Annotated in this window: 19 protein-coding genes; 13 read left to right on the plus strand and 6 right to left on the minus strand. The window is 70.3% G+C overall.

Annotated elements, in window-relative coordinates; translation table 11 throughout:
• The first annotated feature begins 116 nt into the window (after positions 1 to 116).
• From ABD262_RS03205 to ABD262_RS03220, 4 genes are all read left to right on the plus strand, one after another.
• On the plus strand, positions 117 to 581 hold the full coding sequence (locus ABD262_RS03205) for a potassium channel family protein (protein WP_344131043.1): 465 nt from the start codon (positions 117 to 119) through the stop codon (positions 579 to 581).
• A gap of 230 nt (positions 582 to 811) precedes the next feature.
• A complete protein-coding gene (locus tag ABD262_RS03210) occupies positions 812 to 1756 on the plus strand; it encodes a cold-shock protein (protein WP_344131046.1) in 945 nt (314 codons plus the stop codon).
• Positions 1757 to 2047: 291 nt separating this feature from the next.
• Positions 2048 to 2302, plus strand: a complete 255-nt coding sequence (locus ABD262_RS03215; RefSeq protein WP_344131049.1) for a Smr/MutS family protein — start codon at positions 2048 to 2050, stop codon at positions 2300 to 2302.
• 108 nt (positions 2303 to 2410) lie between these two features.
• Positions 2411 to 3319, plus strand: coding sequence for a sensor histidine kinase (locus ABD262_RS03220; protein ID WP_344131051.1), 909 nt, complete (start codon positions 2411 to 2413; stop codon positions 3317 to 3319).
• Between the two features lie 626 nt (positions 3320 to 3945).
• Here ABD262_RS03220 and ABD262_RS03225 read toward each other — a convergent pair.
• The 3 genes from ABD262_RS03225 to ABD262_RS03235 all read right to left on the minus strand — a co-directional run bounded on the left by ABD262_RS03225 (position 3946) and on the right by ABD262_RS03235 (position 5956).
• Positions 3946 to 4293 (minus strand): VOC family protein, encoded by a 348-nt coding sequence (locus ABD262_RS03225; RefSeq protein ID WP_344131054.1) that lies wholly within the window; start codon positions 4291 to 4293, stop codon positions 3946 to 3948.
• A 108-nt stretch (positions 4294 to 4401) separates the two neighbouring features.
• A complete protein-coding gene (locus ABD262_RS03230) occupies positions 4402 to 4752 on the minus strand; it encodes a VOC family protein (RefSeq protein WP_344131057.1) in 351 nt (116 codons plus the stop codon).
• A 115-nt stretch (positions 4753 to 4867) separates the two neighbouring features.
• On the minus strand, positions 4868 to 5956 hold the full coding sequence (locus ABD262_RS03235; protein WP_344131060.1) for a trans-sulfuration enzyme family protein: 1089 nt from the start codon (positions 5954 to 5956) through the stop codon (positions 4868 to 4870).
• A gap of 74 nt (positions 5957 to 6030) precedes the next feature.
• On the opposite strand from ABD262_RS03235, the gene ABD262_RS03240 reads away from it, so the two are divergent.
• From ABD262_RS03240 to ABD262_RS03265, 6 genes are all read left to right on the plus strand, one after another.
• Positions 6031 to 7161 carry a D-alanine--D-alanine ligase family protein gene (locus tag ABD262_RS03240; RefSeq protein ID WP_344131063.1) on the plus strand — a complete coding sequence of 377 codons (1131 nt, stop codon included), beginning with the start codon at positions 6031 to 6033 and terminating at the stop codon, positions 7159 to 7161.
• A gap of 195 nt (positions 7162 to 7356) precedes the next feature.
• A complete protein-coding gene (locus ABD262_RS03245) occupies positions 7357 to 8058 on the plus strand; it encodes a 4a-hydroxytetrahydrobiopterin dehydratase (protein ID WP_344134504.1) in 702 nt (233 codons plus the stop codon).
• Positions 8059 to 8235: 177 nt separating this feature from the next.
• Positions 8236 to 8838 carry a DUF1326 domain-containing protein gene (locus ABD262_RS03250; protein ID WP_344131066.1) on the plus strand — a complete coding sequence of 201 codons (603 nt, stop codon included), beginning with the start codon at positions 8236 to 8238 and terminating at the stop codon, positions 8836 to 8838.
• A 4-nt stretch (positions 8839 to 8842) separates the two neighbouring features.
• Positions 8843 to 9667 (plus strand): DUF2182 domain-containing protein, encoded by an 825-nt coding sequence (locus tag ABD262_RS03255; RefSeq protein WP_344131069.1) that lies wholly within the window; start codon positions 8843 to 8845, stop codon positions 9665 to 9667.
• Positions 9668 to 9786: 119 nt separating this feature from the next.
• Positions 9787 to 10542 carry a hypothetical protein gene (locus ABD262_RS03260; RefSeq protein ID WP_344131072.1) on the plus strand — a complete coding sequence of 252 codons (756 nt, stop codon included), beginning with the start codon at positions 9787 to 9789 and terminating at the stop codon, positions 10540 to 10542.
• A 268-nt stretch (positions 10543 to 10810) separates the two neighbouring features.
• Entirely contained in the window at positions 10811 to 11488 is a 678-nt protein-coding gene (locus tag ABD262_RS03265; RefSeq protein WP_344131075.1) for a hypothetical protein, read from the plus strand.
• A 79-nt stretch (positions 11489 to 11567) separates the two neighbouring features.
• On the opposite strand, the gene ABD262_RS03270 is transcribed toward ABD262_RS03265, so the two are convergent.
• Together ABD262_RS03270 and ABD262_RS03275 are read right to left on the minus strand one after the other, a co-directional pair.
• Positions 11568 to 12035 carry a DUF3515 family protein gene (locus ABD262_RS03270; protein WP_344131078.1) on the minus strand — a complete coding sequence of 156 codons (468 nt, stop codon included), beginning with the start codon at positions 12033 to 12035 and terminating at the stop codon, positions 11568 to 11570.
• Between the two features lie 34 nt (positions 12036 to 12069).
• On the minus strand, positions 12070 to 12303 hold the full coding sequence (locus ABD262_RS03275; protein WP_056884115.1) for an Lrp/AsnC family transcriptional regulator: 234 nt from the start codon (positions 12301 to 12303) through the stop codon (positions 12070 to 12072).
• A 296-nt stretch (positions 12304 to 12599) separates the two neighbouring features.
• Between ABD262_RS03275 and thiL the strand changes: the two genes are divergently transcribed.
• Positions 12600 to 13565 (plus strand): thiamine-phosphate kinase, encoded by a 966-nt coding sequence (thiL, locus tag ABD262_RS03280; RefSeq protein ID WP_344131084.1) that lies wholly within the window; start codon positions 12600 to 12602, stop codon positions 13563 to 13565.
• Between the two features lie 140 nt (positions 13566 to 13705).
• Here thiL and rpmB read toward each other — a convergent pair whose 3' ends face one another.
• Positions 13706 to 13900, minus strand: coding sequence for a 50S ribosomal protein L28 (gene rpmB / locus ABD262_RS03285; RefSeq protein ID WP_056922510.1), 195 nt, complete (start codon positions 13898 to 13900; stop codon positions 13706 to 13708).
• A 170-nt stretch (positions 13901 to 14070) separates the two neighbouring features.
• Here rpmB and ABD262_RS03290 point away from each other — a divergent pair, with 170 nt between their 5' ends.
• Both ABD262_RS03290 and ABD262_RS03295 read left to right on the plus strand, forming a co-directional pair.
• Complete coding sequence (locus tag ABD262_RS03290; protein ID WP_344131089.1) at positions 14071 to 15756, plus strand: DAK2 domain-containing protein; 1686 nt, start codon at positions 14071 to 14073, stop codon at positions 15754 to 15756.
• Positions 15757 to 15758: 2 nt separating this feature from the next.
• Positions 15759 to 18008 carry an ATP-dependent DNA helicase RecG gene (locus ABD262_RS03295; RefSeq protein WP_344131092.1) on the plus strand — a complete coding sequence of 750 codons (2250 nt, stop codon included), beginning with the start codon at positions 15759 to 15761 and terminating at the stop codon, positions 18006 to 18008.
• The last annotated feature ends 1 nt before the right edge of the window (position 18009 follow it).

Genomic DNA, 18009 nt, shown 5'->3' on the forward strand with positions numbered 1-18009 from the left:
CATCGGTCGTAGTCGCGCGCAGCCCCGGAGGATTCAGCGTGCACCTGCGGCGCGCCACGCTCGTACGCCCCCATGTCGACGGCGGGGGAATCAGCCGGGCGGGGCAGGATGGGACAATGCATCGCGGCCTGTCTGTCACCGTCACCTCCGTTCTCCGGCTTGCGCTGGCGACCGCGGTGGTGTCCGCTTCCGTGGTCCTCGTGGGCGGCGGGGCGGTCTGGAAGATGGAGCGCGACCGGCCTGGCACCACGTTCCGCACCTGGGGCGACGGCGTCTGGTGGGCTCTGACCACGATGACGACGGTGGGCTACGGCGATCACGTGCCCGAAACCACGTCCGGACGGGTCATCGCTGCGATGATCATGGTCATGGGCGTGGCAGTCCTTGGCGCGGTGGCGGCGGTCGTGGCGCTGATCTTCGCCGCGGCCGTCGCACGCCGCGAGGAAGGCATCCTGGAGGCTGAGGGGAGGACTTTGGAAGCGCGCCTCGAAGCGCGGTTGGGCGCGCTCGACGCACGCTTGGCACGTATCGAGGAGCGCCTACAACGGCGCATCCCTGATGACGACACTCGCGGGCGATGATGCGAGGCTGCGCCAGAGTAGGGTCCGGCCCGCCATATCTCGCCCGGACGCCGGCGGCAGCCGTGGACGAATGCACTCTCATGCCGCTGTCGGCGGAGCGCCGCGTGCCGTGGATGTCGAAGTCGGACACTTGCCTCAACGGTGCGACCACTGTCTGGCGCCGGCGCTTGTCGCAGTCCGTTAGGGGAGACTGGGGGAACACCGACCGAAGCTTCGACAAGGAGTCAGCCGTGACCGAGGGAACCGTCCGATGGTTCGATGCCGATCGGGGGTTCGGCTTCATCGCCCTCGGGCAGGAGGCAGATGACCTGTACGTGCACGCGTCCGAGATCGTCAGCGACGACGCGGTGAAGCTGCTCCGGGAGGGGCAGGTGGTCGAGTTCGAGATCGGCGAGGGGGACCGCGGCCCTCAGGCACGCCGCGTCCGGGTCATGGCCAACCGGGCCGCCGATACACCGCTGGGGGTGCTCGGCACCGTCTCCTGGTACGAGCCTGCCAAGGGGTACGGCTTCATCACGCCCGACGGCGGTGGTGCCGAGATCTTCGTGCACAGTTCGGCCATCGTCGGCGGCGGCGTGGTCTCGGAGGGGCAGCGGGTGGCATTCCTCGTCATCGACGGGGAGAAGGGACCACAGGCCGACCATCTGCTTCCCCTGGGAGCCCAGGCGGCCCAGCACGCCGTGGCATCGGATGGCGCGGACGGCACCGTGTCCTGGTACGACGGGGACAAGGGCTTCGGGTTCATCACCCCCGAGTCGGGCGGCCCCGATGTCTTCGTCCACGTCCGGGAGCTGGCCGACGGGCTGCCAGAGCTGGACGAGGGGGACCGGGTGACGTACGACATCGTGGTGAGCGAGAAGGGTCCGCAGGCTCGCGACGTGCGCCTCGCGCGCGGCTCGACCCCGCGAGGCGCGCCGGCGACGTCGACGACCCGCGCGAGGTCGGGACACCGGGAGACATCCGACGTCCCGGCGCGCGGCGGCCAGGGAGTGGTAGCGCGCTACGACGCGGAGCGGGGGTTCGGCTTCATCACCCCGGACGCAGGAGGCGCGGACCTGTTCGTGCACGTGTCGGTCCTCAGAGGCGCCGAGGCGCTTCACCAGGGCGATCGGGTCCGGTACCAGGTGCGACAGAGCGATCGAGGACCACAGGCCGACCGCGTCGAACGGCTGTGAGCTGGACGGCGGTCCAGGCGGAGCTGGTGCTCAGGCGTCCCGATCCCGTCGCACGCTCACGCCGCGCAGATGCGGTCATCGGGGGACCTTCCACGGGCGGGATCGGTGCAGGACCCGCCGGGGTCTGGGGCGGTCCTCGGACGTGAGCAGGGCACGGGGCGATCCTCGGACGTGAGCAGGGCTCGGGGTCGGTGGCCGCGAACTGCCTCGAGTCCGCCGATCCAATCCATCACCGAGGTCCGGACACGGGCGGGTGTGGGGTCCGTCGTGGGCATGGCGGAGTATGGGCGGGTGAAGCTGAAGCTCGACCTGCACGACATCTACAACCACGGCGATGAGATCGAGCGCGCCCTGCACGCGGTCATGGCTGAAGCCAAAGCCAAGAAGGCACCTCTGGTCGAGATCATCCCCGGCAAGGGGTCAGGCCAGCTGAAGAAGCGGGTGCTTCGCTTCCTCGACCGCAAGGACATCAAACCGCTCTACCACCGCGTCGAGAAGGACTCCGACAACTTCGGCAGGGTGTTCGTCCATTTCCGGTGGAAGTAGACGCAATCGCAAGCCGCGCGGCGGCCGGCTGTGCCGATGGAGCGGACCGCGGGCACAGAGCGCCGTTCATCCGGGGGCCTTTCGCCCCGTGACCACGCGAAGCATCGGGTGCAGGCTGGATCCATGGATACCGAGGCACTCTTCCCGCTTCCGTCTGCCGACGAGCTGCTGCACGCCCTCGGGCATGCGGTGATCGCGACGGACACGCGGGGGACGGTGCTGTCCTGGAACAGCGCTGCCGAGCAGATGTACGGCTGGCCCGCCGCGGACGCGGTGGGACGTGACATCACGGATGTGACGGTGCCTGAGCTTTCCCGGCAGGCGGCTGCGGAGATCATGACTGCCCTGCGAGAAGGCCGTTCATGGTCCGGCGGATTTCTGGTCCGAAACCGCAGTGGCGAGGTGCTGCACGCGCTGGTGACCGACAGCGGCGTGTACCGCGACGGAGAGCTGATCGGCATCGTCGGCGCCTCGCTCAACCTCGGCGACGCCGTCCGGCACCTGATGGAACGCTCCAGCGACGCCGCAGTCCTGGTCGACGAGCAGCAGGTGGTCAGCTACGCCAGCCCAGCGGTCGCGAACCTGTTCGGCTGGACAGTCGACGAGGTGATCGGCAGACCGCTCACGGACCGCATCCACCCAGAGGACCACCAAGCCTTTAAGGAGCTGCTGGCCGCCGCCGACGGGCCCGGAGCGGAGCGAGTCGGTGAGCTCCGGGTCCGCACTGACGGCGCCTGGTCCTGGGTGGAGGTGGCGGTGAGCGACGTTTGGGCCCAGCGGGGGCCGCAGGCCCAGGTTTGCAACATCCGGCGCAGCGAGCGCCTCGCCCGCCTCGAGGAGCGCGAGCGCATCCTGGAGGCGGTCCACTCCGAGGTGCTGCAGGACCTCTTCGCAGCCGCGCTCGAGCTCGACCGCGCGCTGGCGCACGCGGCACCGACGAGCGCAGTTCGGATTCATGCTGCTCGCGACGCCGTGGGGCGAGCCATGGGAACCCTCCGCGAAGTCGTCAAGCCATAGTTGCGGGCCTGAGCTGTCGTTCCGCTTCGATCGGTATCCCGACGATCGACGTCCGACGCGCGGAGTCCTCGACGGTGCTCTGCACCAAGGGACGCGTGCACGGCGTGCGTTTACACTCGCCCGGGTGAGGGGGCTTCGTGGGGCATGCGGGCTGACTGCGGGGGCAGTCCTGTTGGCAGCGTGCACCGGTTCGGGAGAGGCGCGGCAAGAGTCGTTGGGTGCTTCGCGGGCGATCACCCGTGCGCAGTACAACGACTGGACACACAGCCGCGGGTGGCCACTGACGATCGACGAGATCACCTTGTCGTGCAAAGCTGTCCCGGGCGAGGGCGGGAAGCCTGTGCACAGCGTGGTCGTGACCGATGCTGATGGAAACCACTACGCCTTGAACGGCACGGCAGGCGACACGCATCGCTATCGGCCGGCCAGGGATATCTGGGCGCAGAACGAGGTCCTGGATCAGCCCAAGGACACGTCAGAGCTCATCGCACTTGGTCTGGTGCTTTGCGGGGGGACGTACGCACCCGACTACTGGCCGCCGCCCTCCTGAGCCGTCCACTGGTCAGTCAGCCAGCGCACCGTCCCCTTCATCCACCGACAGTCCCCGCACAACCGCCGAGGGGAGCTCACGCGTGCTGGGTGATGTTGATGATCGCTCCGTTCGGGTCCCGGACGAAGAACCGCCTCAGCCCCCAGTCCTCGTCGGTCAGGGGATAGGTGATCTCGGCGCTGGCGGCGACCGCCCGCGCGTAGACGTCGTCGACATCGTCCACCTCGATCGAGACGTCCGGATGCTGGTGCGCCTTGATGTCCATGGTCATGACGCTGAGCTGCACCTCACGGGTCTCCCCGCCGAAGAACAGGATCCAATCCAGCCCCTGTCCGCCGTGCAGCCCGATGACGTCTGTGTAGAAGGCGCGGCTGGACTCAAGGTCGCTCGACAAGATGTTCGGCTTGATGCGTTTGACTGTCATGGCCCGACCCTAGGCAGAGGCAGTATCGGTGAGAAGCGTCGACGGGATCGTGGTGTCTTCGACGCTGGCGAGCGACCGGGCTGCCCGACGGCTCGTCCGCACTGGTGGTCAGACTTGCTGAGCCAGCCCGACGACGTGACCCTGCGGGTCAGCGATGAGCGCGAATGAAACGCCAGGCACGCTGACTGGCTCCTGCACGATGCGTCCGCCGAGGCGGGTCGCGTCGGCGATGGCGCCGGCCATGTCCTCGACGTCGACGAAGAACGTCACCAGGTCGTCGCCGCCCTGGAGCGGGCTGATCGCGGTGTACAGCGCGCCGGGCACCCCCGTCTCCACGAAGGTGTAGCCGGGGAAGGCGCCTTCGGTCGGGTAGGTCCAGCCGAACAGCGCCCCGAAGAAGGACCGAGTTGCGTCGGGGTCGCTCGACCGGATCTCGGCGTGCACGATGGGATGGCTCATGATGACCTCCGGGTCTGCGGGCCACCGGATGTGGCCTCCAACCAGATGACGTTCGAGCCCCAATCGACAGCGGGCCGCGGCCAACTCCCCGCGCTGACCGCAGGCAGCAGAGGGGTCAGGCGACGGCTGCGCCACTGCGCAGAGCGTGGTCCAGGTCGTGCCAGAGGTCCTCGACGTCCTCGATGCCGACCGAGAGGCGCAGCAGCGCAACAGGAACCGTGGCCGGCTCGGCGGGATGCCTGCGGCGACGTTCGATCTGGGACTCGACGCCGCCGAGGCTCGTCGAGTGGGTCCAGAGCTCGGTGGCCGCAGCAACGCGTTCGGCGCCGTCCGCGCCTCCCGGCACCTCGATCGCGATGATGGCGCCGAAGCCGGGGTAGCGGGTCGTCTCGACGGCGGGGTGGGTCGCCAGGCGCTCAGCGAGCTCGCGGGCGTTGGCCGTGGCGCGTTCGAGGCGCACGTGCAGGGTGCGCAGCCCGCGCAGCGCCAGCCAGGTCTCCATCGGGCCGGCGATGGCGCCGTTGAGCAGCCGTGCGGTGGACAGCCGCCCGGCAAGCTCGCGACCGGCGTCCGTCGACGGGGTGACCAGTGCGCCGAGGATGACGTCGGAGTGGCCGGAGAGGTACTTCGTCACCGAGTGGAGCACGACGTCGACGCCGTCGGTGAGGGGTTGCTGGACCAGGGGCGTGGCGAAGGTGTTGTCACACACCGTCAGCGCTCCGGCGTCGCGTGCCATGGCGCTGAGGGCGCGGACGTCGGAGACCTCGAGCATGGGGTTGGTGGGCGACTCGACCCACAGCATCGCCGCGCCCTGCAACGCTTCGCGCACCTCCTGCTGGTCCGTCGGGTCGACCCGACGGACCGCCACCGCGCCGGTCGACGCCAGCTGGTCGAGCAGCGCTGTGGTGCCGTTGTAGGCGTGCGACGGGACCACGACAGCGCCACCGTGCGGCACCAGGGTGAGGGCTGCCGAGACCGCTGCCATCCCCGATGCGAAGACCAGCGCGTCGCCACCCTCGAGCCCCCCGAGGGCTTCCTCGAAAGCCGACCACGTGGGGTTGCCGCCGCGCGCGTAGTTGACCGGGCCGTCGGCGACGTAGGTCGAGGAGAACTCGAGGGGCGCGTTGACGCCGGCACCCGGCATACGGGGCTGGCGCCCGAGCGCGACGACGCGGGAGGCTGGGGACAGGTGCTCGTGGCTCACTCCGCCAGCGTAGGCGGCCGGCCACGCGAGCCGTGCGGGGTGCTCGACGGATGGTCGGGATACGCTCGGCGGCGATGAGCACTGAACAGCCTGCCCCCTCAAAGACCCGCGTCGCCATCGTCTTCGGCGGCCGCTCCTCGGAGCACGCCGTGTCGTGCGCCACCGCGGCCGGGGTGATGCGGGCCATCGACCGCGACGCCTACGACGTCATCCCGATCGGCATCTCGCGAGACGGCCACTGGGTGCTCGTCGACGGCGACCCGCGGGCGCTCGAGCTGACGTCGGACAGCACCCCTGAGGTCGCTCCGGGTGGGGCCTCGGTCGTGGTGCCGCTCGCCACCACCGACCGCACGCTCACGACGCTCGAGCCGAAGCAGATCCCTGAGTCGCTGGGCGAGGTCGACGTCGTCTTTCCCTTGCTGCACGGGCCTTTCGGTGAGGACGGCACGATCCAAGGCATGTTCGAGATGGCCGACATCCGCTACGTGGGGTCGGGCGTCTTCGCCTCCGCGGCGGGGATGGACAAGCACTACATGAAGGTCCTGTTCGCGGGGGCCGGGCTCCCCGTCGGTCCGTATGTCGTGATCACCGACTCCCAGTGGCAGCGCGACAAGGCGGCTGCCATGGACGCGGTCGGAGCGCTCGACTACCCGGTGTTCGTCAAGCCCTCGCGGGCCGGGTCGAGCATGGGCATCTCGCGCGTCTCCACGCCGGAAGCGCTGGAAGCGGCCATCGAGCTCGCCCGCGAGCACGACCGCAAGGTCATCGTGGAGCAGGGCATCGTCGGTCGCGAGATCGAGTGCGCCGTGCTCCAGGGGCGCGGCACCGACGCGCCACGGGTCTCGCACGTCGGCGAGATCGAGGTGACGGCCGAGGGCGGCCACGAGTTCTACGACTTCGAGGCCAAGTACCTCGACGACGGTGCGGTCCTGTCGTGCCCGGCTAACGTGCCTGAATCGGTCTCGGCCGAGGTGCAGCGACTCGCCGCGGCGGCGTTCGAAGCGCTCGGGTGCGAGGGGCTGGCGCGGGTCGACTGCTTCTACACCCACACCGGCGACGTGATCATCAACGAGATCAACACGATGCCCGGCTTCACGCCCCACTCGATGTATCCCCAGATGTGGGAGGCGACCGGGCTGACCTATCCGCAGCTGATCGACGAGCTCATCCAGCTCGCCCTCAGCCGCCCTGTCGGCCTCCGCTGACGCGTGGCGGTAGCCGTTCCGGGCGTCGAGGCAGCCCGCCACACTGCGTGACGACATCGGGCGACAACACCAGGTTTCGCGGCGCGAGCATGACCAGGGGGTAGAGGGCCGTCCATCCCCTGCGACGCCGGTGTTGACAGGGTGGCGAACACGAGCGCTGCCGCGGCATCGCGGATAGGGTCCACGATCGTGGACATGATGCGGAGTGCGGAGATCGCGGGGACCAACCTCACCGACTGGCGCAAGCTGGCCCAGGGACTGCATGCCCGCTACCTGGTCGACGACTTCGCCGCCGGTGCGCGGTTGCTCGTCGCGGTCGGCGAGGCCGGGGACGCCCTCGGACACCACCCGAGCGTGTCGATGGGCCGGGGGTACGTCGACCTCAAGCTCGTGAGCGCCGACGCGATCTACCGTGACGACGAGGGCACCGAGTACGTCGTGGAGTGGGTGACCCAGCTGGACGTCGACCTCGCGCGGCAGATCAGCGAGATCGCCGCAGACCACCAGGTCGAGGCCGACCCGGCGTCGGTGAGTGTCATCGAGCTGGGCCTCGACACGGCGCGGTCCGCGACCATCGCCCCGGTATGGGCCGCCCTGCTGACCGGGCACGCCGAAGCCCAGGGTCACGGATCTCCCAGTGACGAGATCCGGGACGCCACGGGACGGGTTCCGAACCTGTGGTTCGGGGACACCGACGAGGTCGAGGCGCCACGGCAGCGGTTCCACGTCGAGGTCTACGTCGCGCCCGAGGTGGCCGAGCAACGGATCGCCGCCGCCGTCGCCGCGGGCGGGACCGTGGTCGACGACAGCGAGGCGCCGGCGCTCACCGTGATCGCGGACCAGGACGGCAACAGGGGAGTCGTGTGCATCGACGCGGCCGCTGCCGCGAAGGACTGAACCGTCCGCGTTCAATCGCGTGTCGATGACCCTCAGACAGCAAGGCCCGACTGTCCGGAACCATTTGTCCGGAAGGTCGCAACACGCTGGATACTCAATGCCTTCAACGAAGTCCGTGGCCGTTGACGCTCACGCGATGCGGCGGGAGACTCTTCGTGAGGGGCAAAGGGAGGTCCGATGTCCTGGAACTTGGCTGGAACATATGTCGAGACCTGTTCGTGCGAGCTCATGTGCCCGTGCAACCTGTCTCTGGATCACGGAGCCACCTACGACTTCTGTCGTGTGACGCTCGTGTTCAACATCCGCCAAGGTGCCGTCGACGGCACCGACGTCGCGGGGTGCAAGATCGCGTTGATCGCGGACACACCCAAGGTCATGACCGAGGGCAACTGGCGGGTCGGGGTGTTCGTCGACGACGGCGCGACCGACGCGCAGTTCGACCAGCTGGCGCAGGTCTTCAGTGGGCAGCTGGGTGGCCCGATGGCAGGACTCGCGCCGCTGATCGGCGAGATGCTGGGGGTGGAGCGCGCGACGATCGATGTCGAGGACGACGGTCTGCGGCACAGCGTCCGCATCGGCGATGCCATCGACTTCGAGATCGCGGACATCGTCCCGTTCGGCGTGGAGTCCGGTGAGCCGGTGCGGTTCTCAGGGATGTTCCACCCAGTGGGTTCCGACCTGACCATGGCCGAGGCGAAGCGGTCGAAGATCAGCGCCTTCGGCATCGAGTACGAAGGGAAGACGGGCCTGTCGAAGTCCGACTTCGCCTGGACCGCCTGAGGCCATGACCGACATCAGGGCCGCGGCTCCGTCGGCCCGCGGGGGCATCCGTCCCGCGCTCGTGGCCAGCCGCGCGCAATGGGGCCTGGTCGTGCTGCTCTTCGCCCTCGCCGCAGCCGCCTGGTGGTGGACCGTCGAGCTCATGCGCGGCATGGACGACGGCCCCTGGACCACCCTCGGCTCGTTCGGCTGGTTCCTCGGCGTCTGGGTCGTCATGATGGCCGCGATGATGTTCCCGTCGGTCGCTCCGACGATCGCTCTCTACGCGCGGATGAACCGCACGTCACGGCTGATGCCGCTGGTCTTCACCGCCGGATACCTGCTGACGTGGGCTGGTGCCGGCGCCATCGCCTTCCTGGTCGGATCAGCGGCAAGCCACGTGGCTGGTGGGAAGCTGGCGTGGGACCACGCCGGGCGGCCCATCGCCGGGGCTGTGCTGGTCCTGGCGGCCGGTTACGAGCTGACCCCGCTCAAGAACGTCTGCCTCGGCAAGTGCCGGAGTCCACTCGGCACGCTTCTCGGGTCCTGGCGCGACGGATGGTCGGGCGCGCTGCGGATGGGTGCCAAGAACGGCGCCTGGTGCGTCGGGTGCTGCTGGGCCCTGATGGCGTCACTCTTCGCGCTGGGAGTCATGAGCCTGGTCTGGATGGCAGTCGTAGCGGGCTTCATCGCGGTCGAGAAGATCCTGCCGTGGCGCCGTACAGCCACCTACGGAACGGCCATCGTCCTCCTCGTGTTGGGGGTGCTGGTGCTCGTCGCCCCGGATGCGCTCCCCGGGCTCACCGTTCCCATGCACGACCCGATCCCCTCGATGTCATCGATGAGCTGAACGCCGTCGAACCGGTACGGGGGTGCCGACGACCAGGTGACGGCCACCGCGCTGGTCACCCGTGACGCTGTGCTGCCGGTTCGCAGCTGCGGCGCGCTCGGCACGGCTATGTTGGGCAGGTGCGGACCGCGAGGGACATCGGGCGTGACCTGCTCGACGGGTTCGTGGTCGAGGCCACGGGCAAGGGCGACCGCGTCGACCCGGTGCTCGCGCCGACCGGCGGGCCTGCCGGCAACGCCGTCCTGACCGCCTGGACCGGGCTGGTCCTCCTCGTGCTGTTCGTGGGGGAGCTGCTGACCCTGTTCGACGTGCGAGGACTCATCTCCTGGCACGTGGCCATCGGCGCCCTGCTGGTGCCACCCGCCCTGCTGAAGACGGCCGCCACGGGGTGGCGCGTCCTCGGCTACTACACGGGTCGCGAGCCGTACCGGGTCGCTGGGCCGCCGCCGACCGTGATGCGCTGGCTCGGCCCCTTGGTCGTGGCGTCGACCCTCGGGCTGCTGGCCTCCGGCGTCCTGCTCATCCTGCTGGGCGAGGAGAGCGGCCGTCAGCGCGTCTTCGCCCTCGGCTTCGGCATCAGCTGGGTCACGGTGCACCAAGGCGTGTTCGCGGTCTGGTGCGTCGTCACCGGTCTGCACCTGTTGGGTCGTATCCTCCCGGCGGTGCAGCTGACGGTGCGGCGGGGCGGGGCAGCGAGGGTTCCGGGCGCGCTCACGCGGACCCTTCTCCTCGTCGTCGCGGCGGCCACCGCCGTCGTCCTGGCGGTCGTGCTGGTCAGGAACGACGCCTCGTGGCAGCGCGATCGGTTCCGCCTTGACGAAGGACGCCCGCCGGGAGCCTGGGCTTCGGGACTTGCTGCCGGTCCCGAAGGCTGACTGACCCTCGCCTGCCTCGACCCGTCGCAACTCGTCCGGGTTGTCTCCGCTGGCGCGTCAACCGGTGCCGATGTCGTCCTTTGGGCCGATGACCCTCCGGCGCACGCGGTATAGACCGGAGCGGGCCGGTCCGCACTCGGACCACGACAGAAGGGCAGTGCTCATGGGGAAAGTTGCTCGTCTCAGGATCCTGGGGTCTCTCGCCGTTGCGGCGGCGCTCGCGCTCTCGACGGGCCCGGCGATGGCAGCCGGGTCAGCACCAGGGTCGATGGCGTACACGTGTGCCGGTGGCGACATCCCGTCGGGGACGTACGCGAGCGTGACGGTCACGGGCATGTGCTCCGTGCCGGCTGGCGCTGTGATCAGGGTCGTCGGCAACGTGGACGTCGCTGCCGGTGCGATGCTCGATGCTCAGAGTGCGCCGTCGACGATCACGGTGGGACACAACGTCACCGGCGCAGCCGGCTCGATCGTGGGGCTGGGCTGTCAACCGCCCTCGCTCACCGGCAACTCGGCACACGAGTGCGCCATCCAACCCGAGGGCCACTCCACCATCACGGTGAACGGCAACGTCACCGTCACCGATGCGGCCGCAGCCCTCCTCAACGGCATCACGGTCATGGGCAACGTCACGCTCTCGGGCGGCGGCTCGGACATTCCCTGGTCGATCAAGAACAACACGATCGGCCGCAACCTGACGGTGAGCGGGCAGACCACCGAGTGGCTCGGAGTGCTGTTCAACAGGATCGGCGGCAACGCGACGCTCACCGACATCGCGGTGCTCGACGAGCACCCGGGGGCACCGGGCGTCTACATCGTGCGCAACAACGTGGGCCGGAACCTCACCTGCATGGGGCTGACGCCAGGGGTGTCCGGAGGGTTCGTCCCCGGCAGCGTCAACGTCGTCGGCCACAAGGCCCTCGGTCAGTGCGCCGCCCTGGTCTGAGCCAGGTCAACAGGCTGTCCGCCCGAGACGCCGCTGGGCCGACCCCAGTGGCCTCCCGGGCGGGCAGCTTCGGCTGGGCTCAGTCGCACTTGCGGCCGTTGGTGGGCAACGCCTTCGCGGCGGGGCCGAAGGCGGGGAGCACCAGCGGCTCCGGCGCATAGGCATGGGGGACCAGGACCTCGATCGCGGGCTCGCGTCCGTAGGTCGTGAACCGCACCCCGTCGCTCAGCGACTCCACGACCCAGTAGATGCCGTCGACGTCGAGGCACTCCTGGTCAGTGGGGCCGAGCGCGGGCCAGCCACAGGTGGCGATGATCGCCGGGTCACCCCAGGCAGCGGCGTCGTCCTTGACGCCGCCGTTCGGGTCGACACCCCGCTGCTCCTGCCTGCCGACCTTGTCCGGCCACTGTGCGGTGGCGGGCTCGCACGCCGCGGCGTGTTGCGGCGGCTGGATCTCCACCAGGCTGGAGCACGCCGAAAGCAGACCACCGGCCACCCCGAGGACGAGGAGGCCGGTGGTCGTGGTGCGCAGTGGGCGCGCTGCCATCAGGCGGGCGCCGTGGCACACGTCGGTCGAACGCTCAGACGTGGACGACGGTGCAGGTCAGGGTGCGGGTGATGCCCGGCACGTCCTGGATCTTGGCGATGACGAGCTTGCCCAGCTCGTCGACGGTGTTGGCCTCGACGCGGGCGATCACGTCGTAGGGACCAGTGACGTCCTCAGCCAGGACCACACCGGCAATCCCGGCAATGGCCTCGGCAACGGACGCCGCCTTGCCGACTTCGGTCTGGATCAGGATGTAGGCCTGGACCACCACGTGGCACCTCACACTTTCTGTTCTGGGATCAGTCTGTTCTGGGATCAGTCTGTTCTGGGATTCAGTCTGTTCAAGGGTTGAGCCCGTTCAGGGGTTGAGCCTGTTCAGGGGTTGAGCCTGTTCGAGGGGTTCAGTCTGTTGAGCAGAACGGATGTTGCCTGACGAACGGTTGCTGCACTGCAGGGACCTCGATCCCGGAGAACCGCACGGCCGGGGCGCACCTCGGCCACGCCAGACGCTACCGTGCCCGTGTCCCGCCCGTCTCCCCCGACCCGTCACGAGGAGGTCAAGTCATGGTCACAGCCGACCGCACCCTGGCCGACGTCTCCGAGTCCGAGCTCCTGCGCGAGATCTTCCCCTTCTTCGCTTCCTCGGCGGTGTTGTCGGTCGGACCGGGTGACGACGCCGCGGTCCTGCGCACCGGCCCGGTCACGGTGGCCACGACCGACTCGATGGTGCGAGGCCGTGACTGGCTCGACGAGTGGTCGACCGCGGGCGACGTGGCGACCAAGCTGCTCACGCAGAACCTCGCCGACATCGCCGCCATGGGCGCGACCTCGACCGCGATCCTGGTGTCACTGTTGGCCGAGCCCACCACCTCGCTGGCGTGGGCGGTGGAGTTCGCGCGCGTCCTGGGGGAGCGGGCCTCCGCAGCAGCAGTCGTCGTCGCCGGCGGCGACCTGTCGTCCGCACCCCCGGGCGTGCTGATGGTGTCGGTGACTGCGCTGGGCGACCTCGGCGGCCGTCAGCCGGTCCTGCGCAGTGGCGCTCGCCCCGGCCACGCGGTGGCGGTCAACGGCACCCTCGGCCGCTCGGCGGCCGGGCTGGCGTTGCTCCAGGGTGGCGCCGACCCTCAGGCTGCCGCAGACGGCATACATCGCTCGTGCCTGGCCCACCACCTGCGTCCCGGGGCGCCGCTCACGGCCGGACCCGAAGCAGCCCGGGCCGGCGCCAGCTCGATGATCGACCTGTCCGACGGGCTGCTGCGCGACGGCCACCGCATCGCCGAGGCGAGCGGGGTGCGTCTCTCCCTGTCACCGACCGGTCTCCTCGACGACCACGCGGCGCTGGTGCCCGTCGTCGGCGACGCCGCCTGGGACTGCGTGCTCGCCGGCGGTGAGGAGCACAGCCTGCTGGCGACGTTCCCCGACGACGTGCCCGACGGCTGGCGCACCATCGGCCTCGTGGAGGCCGGCGAGGGCGTCACCCTCGACGGGGCCGTGCAGCAGCCGCGCGGGTGGGATCACTTCCGGGCGTAGCAGGAAATGTCATTGGCGGGCGTAGCAGGAAATGTCATTGCCGGGCGTAGCAGGAAATCGGTGCTTCCGGGCGCAGGGATGAAAGAAGCCGACCTCCCGCTGGGGAGATCGGCTCGTTTCGGTATGCCGCGGGGGCAGGGTCAGCGCTTGACCTTGCCGGCCTTGAGGCACGAGGTGCAGACGTTGAGACGCTTCGGGGTCACTCCCGCGTCGCCCACCAGCGCCTTGACGCGCTGGATGTTGGGGTTCCAGCGACGCTTGGTGCGGCGGTGCGAGTGCGAAATGTTGTGACCGAAGCCCGGTCCCTTGCCGCAGACGTCGCAGTTGGCAGCCACGGGTGTTCTCCTGAAATCGATTGGTACAAGAATGGGGTGGTCCCTGGTGTCTCCTCGCGCGGGCACAGGCCAGCGATGCAGAGGTCCACGGGAACCGGTCAAGCGTAGCCGAGGTGTGGCGCAACGGCCAAAACGGGGCCGGTGGCGGCGTCTGCGGCTAGCCTGCCACCGTGCTCGAAGCCCTCACAGCCGTGGACGCGAGGCGATGGGCTGTGCTCACCCGCGCGGCGTTCGCCGCACGCCGGGCCGAGATCGACGCGCTCAACGTCTTCCCCGTGCCAGACGGTGACACCGGCACCAACCTCTACCTCAGTCTCGACGCCGCCCTCGACTCGGTCCGCACCGAGCACGAGAAGGCCGGCATCCTCGGGGCGGCCACCCTCGAGCAGGAGTGCTCCGCGCTGGCCCGGTCACTGCTGCTGACCGCCCGGGGCAACTCCGGGGTCATCCTCAGCCAGCTCGTGCGCGGGTTCGCGGAGGCGATCGCCGAGTCGGGCCAGGAGCACGCAGGGGCCGTCACGATCGCCGACGGCCTCGAACGGGCCAGCAAGCGGGCCTATGCGAGCGTCACCCGCCCCGCCGAGGGCACGATCCTGACGGTGGCCCGGGCGGCGGCGTCCGCGGGGGCGGCGGCCGTCGACCGCGGCCTGGTGGCGGTGGCCGAGGACGCCCTCGACGCCGCGACGGAGGCGCTGCGCGCCACCACCGCCCAGCTCCCGGCGCTCCAGCGCGCCGGTGTCGTCGACGCCGGCGCGGCCGGCTACCTCCTGCTCCTCGAGGCGCTCGCGAGGGTGGTGCACCAGGACGGCACCCACGTGGGTGAGCGCATGGAGGTGTTCGCCGACGACTCGATGCGCCGTCGTGAGGACTGGAGCCGGGTCGGCGGTGTGGTCGAGCCGACCGGCGCTGCCGGGGGAGCGGCCACCGGCGAGGGCGACCTCGTCCTCGACGGGCCCGCCTACGAGGTGATGTACCTGTTGCGGGACAGCGACGAGGAGCGGGTGGCCACCCTCACCGCGACCCTCGACGGGCTCGGCGACTCGTTGCTCGTGGTGGGCGGACCGGACCTCTGGAACGTCCACGTCCACGTCGACGACGTGGGTGCGGCCGTCGAGGCGGGGATCGAGGCCGGCCGTCCCTACCGGGTGCGGGTCACCCACTTCGACGACCAGGTCGGTCGCGTGGCACCCGCGGCGAACGTGGCGGTCGTCGCCTGCGCGGCAGGGCCGGGGCTGGCCGAGCTGTTCGAGGAGGCGGGCGCGGTCGTCGTGTCCAGCGGTCCCGGTCGACGCGCGTCGGCGGGCCAGCTCCTCGATGCGGCCCGGGCCGCGCACGCCCTCGAGGTGGTCGTCCTCCCCAACGACGGCGACACGGTGATGGCGGCCGAGGCGGCGGCGAGCGCCGCCGAGCAGGAGGGCATCACCCTGCACGTGGTGCGCTCACGGACGGCGGTGCAGGGCCTGGCGGCGCTCGCCGTCTTTGACGCCACGGCCTCCGCCTCCCGCAACGCCGCGCAGATGTCGCATGCCGCCGCGGCCACCCGCCACGGCGCGGTCGCCGTGGCCAGCAAGCAGGCCCTCACCAGCGCTGGTCCCTGCGAGCCGGGCGACGTGCTGGGCGCCGTCGCCGGTGACGTCGTGATCGTGGGGTCCGACCTCGAGGAGGTCGCCGTCGAGGTGGTGGCGCGGCTCCTGAGCAGCGGTGGCGAGCTCGTCACCGTGATCGGTGGTGCGGACGCGCCGGAGGGCCTGGCCGAGGGGCTCGGGGCGCGGATCGAGCGGGGCCACCGCGACGTCGAGGTCAGCGTCATCGACGGCGGACAGCCGCACTACCCACTGCTGCTCGGGGTCGAGTAGGCGTGGTCGACGAGCGCACCAAGCTGGACAAGCTGCTCGGGGTGCGGACCGCGGGCAACCTCGCGAAGCACCGCGACCTCGTGACGGTCGGCGACCTGCTGGAGTTCTGGCCGCGTCGCTACCTCGAGCACACCTCCGACCTGTCCGACCTGCACGTCGGGAAGTACGTCGTGGCAGTTGCCGAGGTCAAGACCGCGGTCACGCGACGCATGCAGAAGCGCCGCGGCGAGATGCTCAACGTGACCATCACCGACGGCCGCAACGAGGTCGACCTGGCGTTCTTCAAGGCTTGGGGACACAAGGACGTCCTCCTCCCGGGGGTTCGTGCGGTGTTCGCGGGCGAGGTCGGCATGTACCGGGGTCGGTGGCAGCTGACCCACCCCGCCTACCAGCCGGTGGAAGGTGACCTGGGCGGCGCCGCGACCGACCGTGGGCCCATCCCTGTCTACCTCCAGGTCAAGGGCCTGCAGAACTGGACCGTGGCCGAGTGCGTGCGGATCGTCTTCGACCACCTCGAGGAGGTGCCCGAGCCCCTTCCCGCGAACCTGCGCGGGCGGCACGGGCTTCCCGGGCGGCTCGAGGCGCTGCGCGGCATCCACGTCCCCAAGGCCTACCCCGAGGTGCAGCGCGCGCGGCAGCGGTTGCGCTACGAGGAGGCGCTGGTCTTCCAGACCCTCCTCGCCCAGCGACGCGCCCGGCAGGCCGCTGACCGCACCGTGGCGCGCACCCCGCGGGCGGGCGGCCTGCTCGCGGCGTTCGACGAGCGGCTGCCGTTCGAGCTGACCGACGGGCAGAAGGCGGTCGGTGCCACGCTCGCCGAGGAGCTCGCCCGGGATGTGCCCATGAACCGGCTGCTGCAGGGCGAGGTCGGCTCCGGCAAGACCATCATCGCCCTGCGGGCCATGCTCGCGGCGGTGGATGCCGGCGGCCAGGCGGCGCTGCTCGCCCCCACGGAAGTCCTTGCGGCGCAACACCACCGCTCGATCACCACGATGCTGGGCGACCTGGCTGAGGGTGGCCTCCTCGGCGGCAGCGACATCGGCACCCGGGTCGCTCTGCTCACCGGCAGCCAGGCCACGGCAGCGCGGCGCGAGAACCTCCTGCAGGCAGCCAGTGGCGATGCCGGCATCGTCATCGGGACGCACGCCCTGATCCAGGAGAAGGTGCAGTTCCAGGACCTCGCCCTCGTGGTGGTCGACGAGCAGCACAGGTTCGGGGTGGAGCAGCGAGATGCTTTACGGGAGAAGGGATCCCAGCCGCCTCACGTGCTGGTCATGACAGCCACACCGATCCCGCGCACCGTCACCATGACGGTCTTCGGCGACATGGAGACCTCCACCCTCGCCGAGCTCCCGCGGGGCCGGTCGCCCATCGCGACGCACGTCGTGCCCGCCGACCGCGACGCGTGGGTGCAGCGCACCTGGGAGCGGGTCGCGGAGGAGGTGCGCTCGGGTCGGCAGGCCTACGTCGTGTGTCCCCGGATCGGCGACGGTGCCGACTCGGTGGCTGCCAGCGGCGCCACCTCGCCCGACGAGGAGGAGATCAGCGACGTCTTCGCCCCGGCCGACGAGGACGGCGACGAGGACGGCGACCGCGAGCGGCCGGCGCCGCCCCGAGAGATGGCGAGCGTGTATGCCGTGGAGGCGTCCCTGCGCGCGAACCCAGCCCTCGAGGGACTCTCGATCGCGGTCCTGCACGGTCGCATGCCCCCGGAGGACAAGGACGCGGTGATGAGCGCGTTCACCGCCGGGCGCATCGACGTCCTGGTCTCGACGACCGTCATCGAGGTGGGGGTCGACGTCCCCAACGCCACGGTCATGGTCGTCATGGACGCCGACCGGTTCGGCGTCTCGCAGCTCCACCAGCTGCGGGGACGCGTCGGTCGTGGTGTCCACCCGGGGCTCTGCCTGCTGATGACGTCGTCGGAGACGGAGGCATCCGTCGAGCGCCTCGAGGCGGTCGCGGCCACCAACGACGGGTTCGAGCTCGCTCGTCTCGACCTCGAGCTGCGTGGCACCGGTGACGTCCTCAGCGGGCGGCAGAGCGGGGGCGGCCGGTCCGGCCGCGCGATGGGTCGGGGGAGCTTCCGGTTCCTGTCGCTCGTGCGTGACGAGGAGGTGATCCTGCAGGCCAGGGAGGACGCTGCCGAGCTGGTCGCTGCCGATCCCGAGCTCGCGGAGCACCCCGAGCTGGCGCGGGCCGTGGCCGAGCGGGTCGACGCCGAGCAGGCGGCGTTCCTCGACCGAGGCTGAG

Origin of the sequence: Pedococcus bigeumensis (assembly GCF_039531795.1) — a bacterium.
In the GTDB taxonomy this organism is placed as follows: Bacteria; Actinomycetota; Actinomycetes; order Actinomycetales; family Dermatophilaceae; genus Pedococcus; species Pedococcus bigeumensis.

Bases quoted from the DNA above. Each gene is read 5' to 3' on its own strand.
- ABD262_RS03205 (WP_344131043.1), top strand. From the start codon at position 117: ATGCATCGCGGCCTGTCTGTCACCGTCACCTCCGTTCTCCGGCTTGCG.
- ABD262_RS03225 (WP_344131054.1), bottom strand. From the start codon at position 4,293: ATGACAGTCAAACGCATCAAGCCGAACATCTTGTCGAGCGACCTTGAG.
- ABD262_RS03230 (WP_344131057.1), bottom strand. From the start codon at position 4,752: ATGAGCCATCCCATCGTGCACGCCGAGATCCGGTCGAGCGACCCCGAC.
- ABD262_RS03240 (WP_344131063.1), top strand. From the start codon at position 6,031: ATGAGCACTGAACAGCCTGCCCCCTCAAAGACCCGCGTCGCCATCGTC.
- ABD262_RS03245 (WP_344134504.1), top strand. From the start codon at position 7,357: ATGATGCGGAGTGCGGAGATCGCGGGGACCAACCTCACCGACTGGCGC.
- ABD262_RS03250 (WP_344131066.1), top strand. From the start codon at position 8,236: ATGTCCTGGAACTTGGCTGGAACATATGTCGAGACCTGTTCGTGCGAG.
- ABD262_RS03255 (WP_344131069.1), top strand. From the start codon at position 8,843: ATGACCGACATCAGGGCCGCGGCTCCGTCGGCCCGCGGGGGCATCCGT.
- ABD262_RS03265 (WP_344131075.1), top strand. From the start codon at position 10,811: ATGGCGTACACGTGTGCCGGTGGCGACATCCCGTCGGGGACGTACGCG.
- ABD262_RS03270 (WP_344131078.1), bottom strand. From the start codon at position 12,035: ATGGCAGCGCGCCCACTGCGCACCACGACCACCGGCCTCCTCGTCCTC.
- thiL (WP_344131084.1), top strand. From the start codon at position 12,600: ATGGTCACAGCCGACCGCACCCTGGCCGACGTCTCCGAGTCCGAGCTC.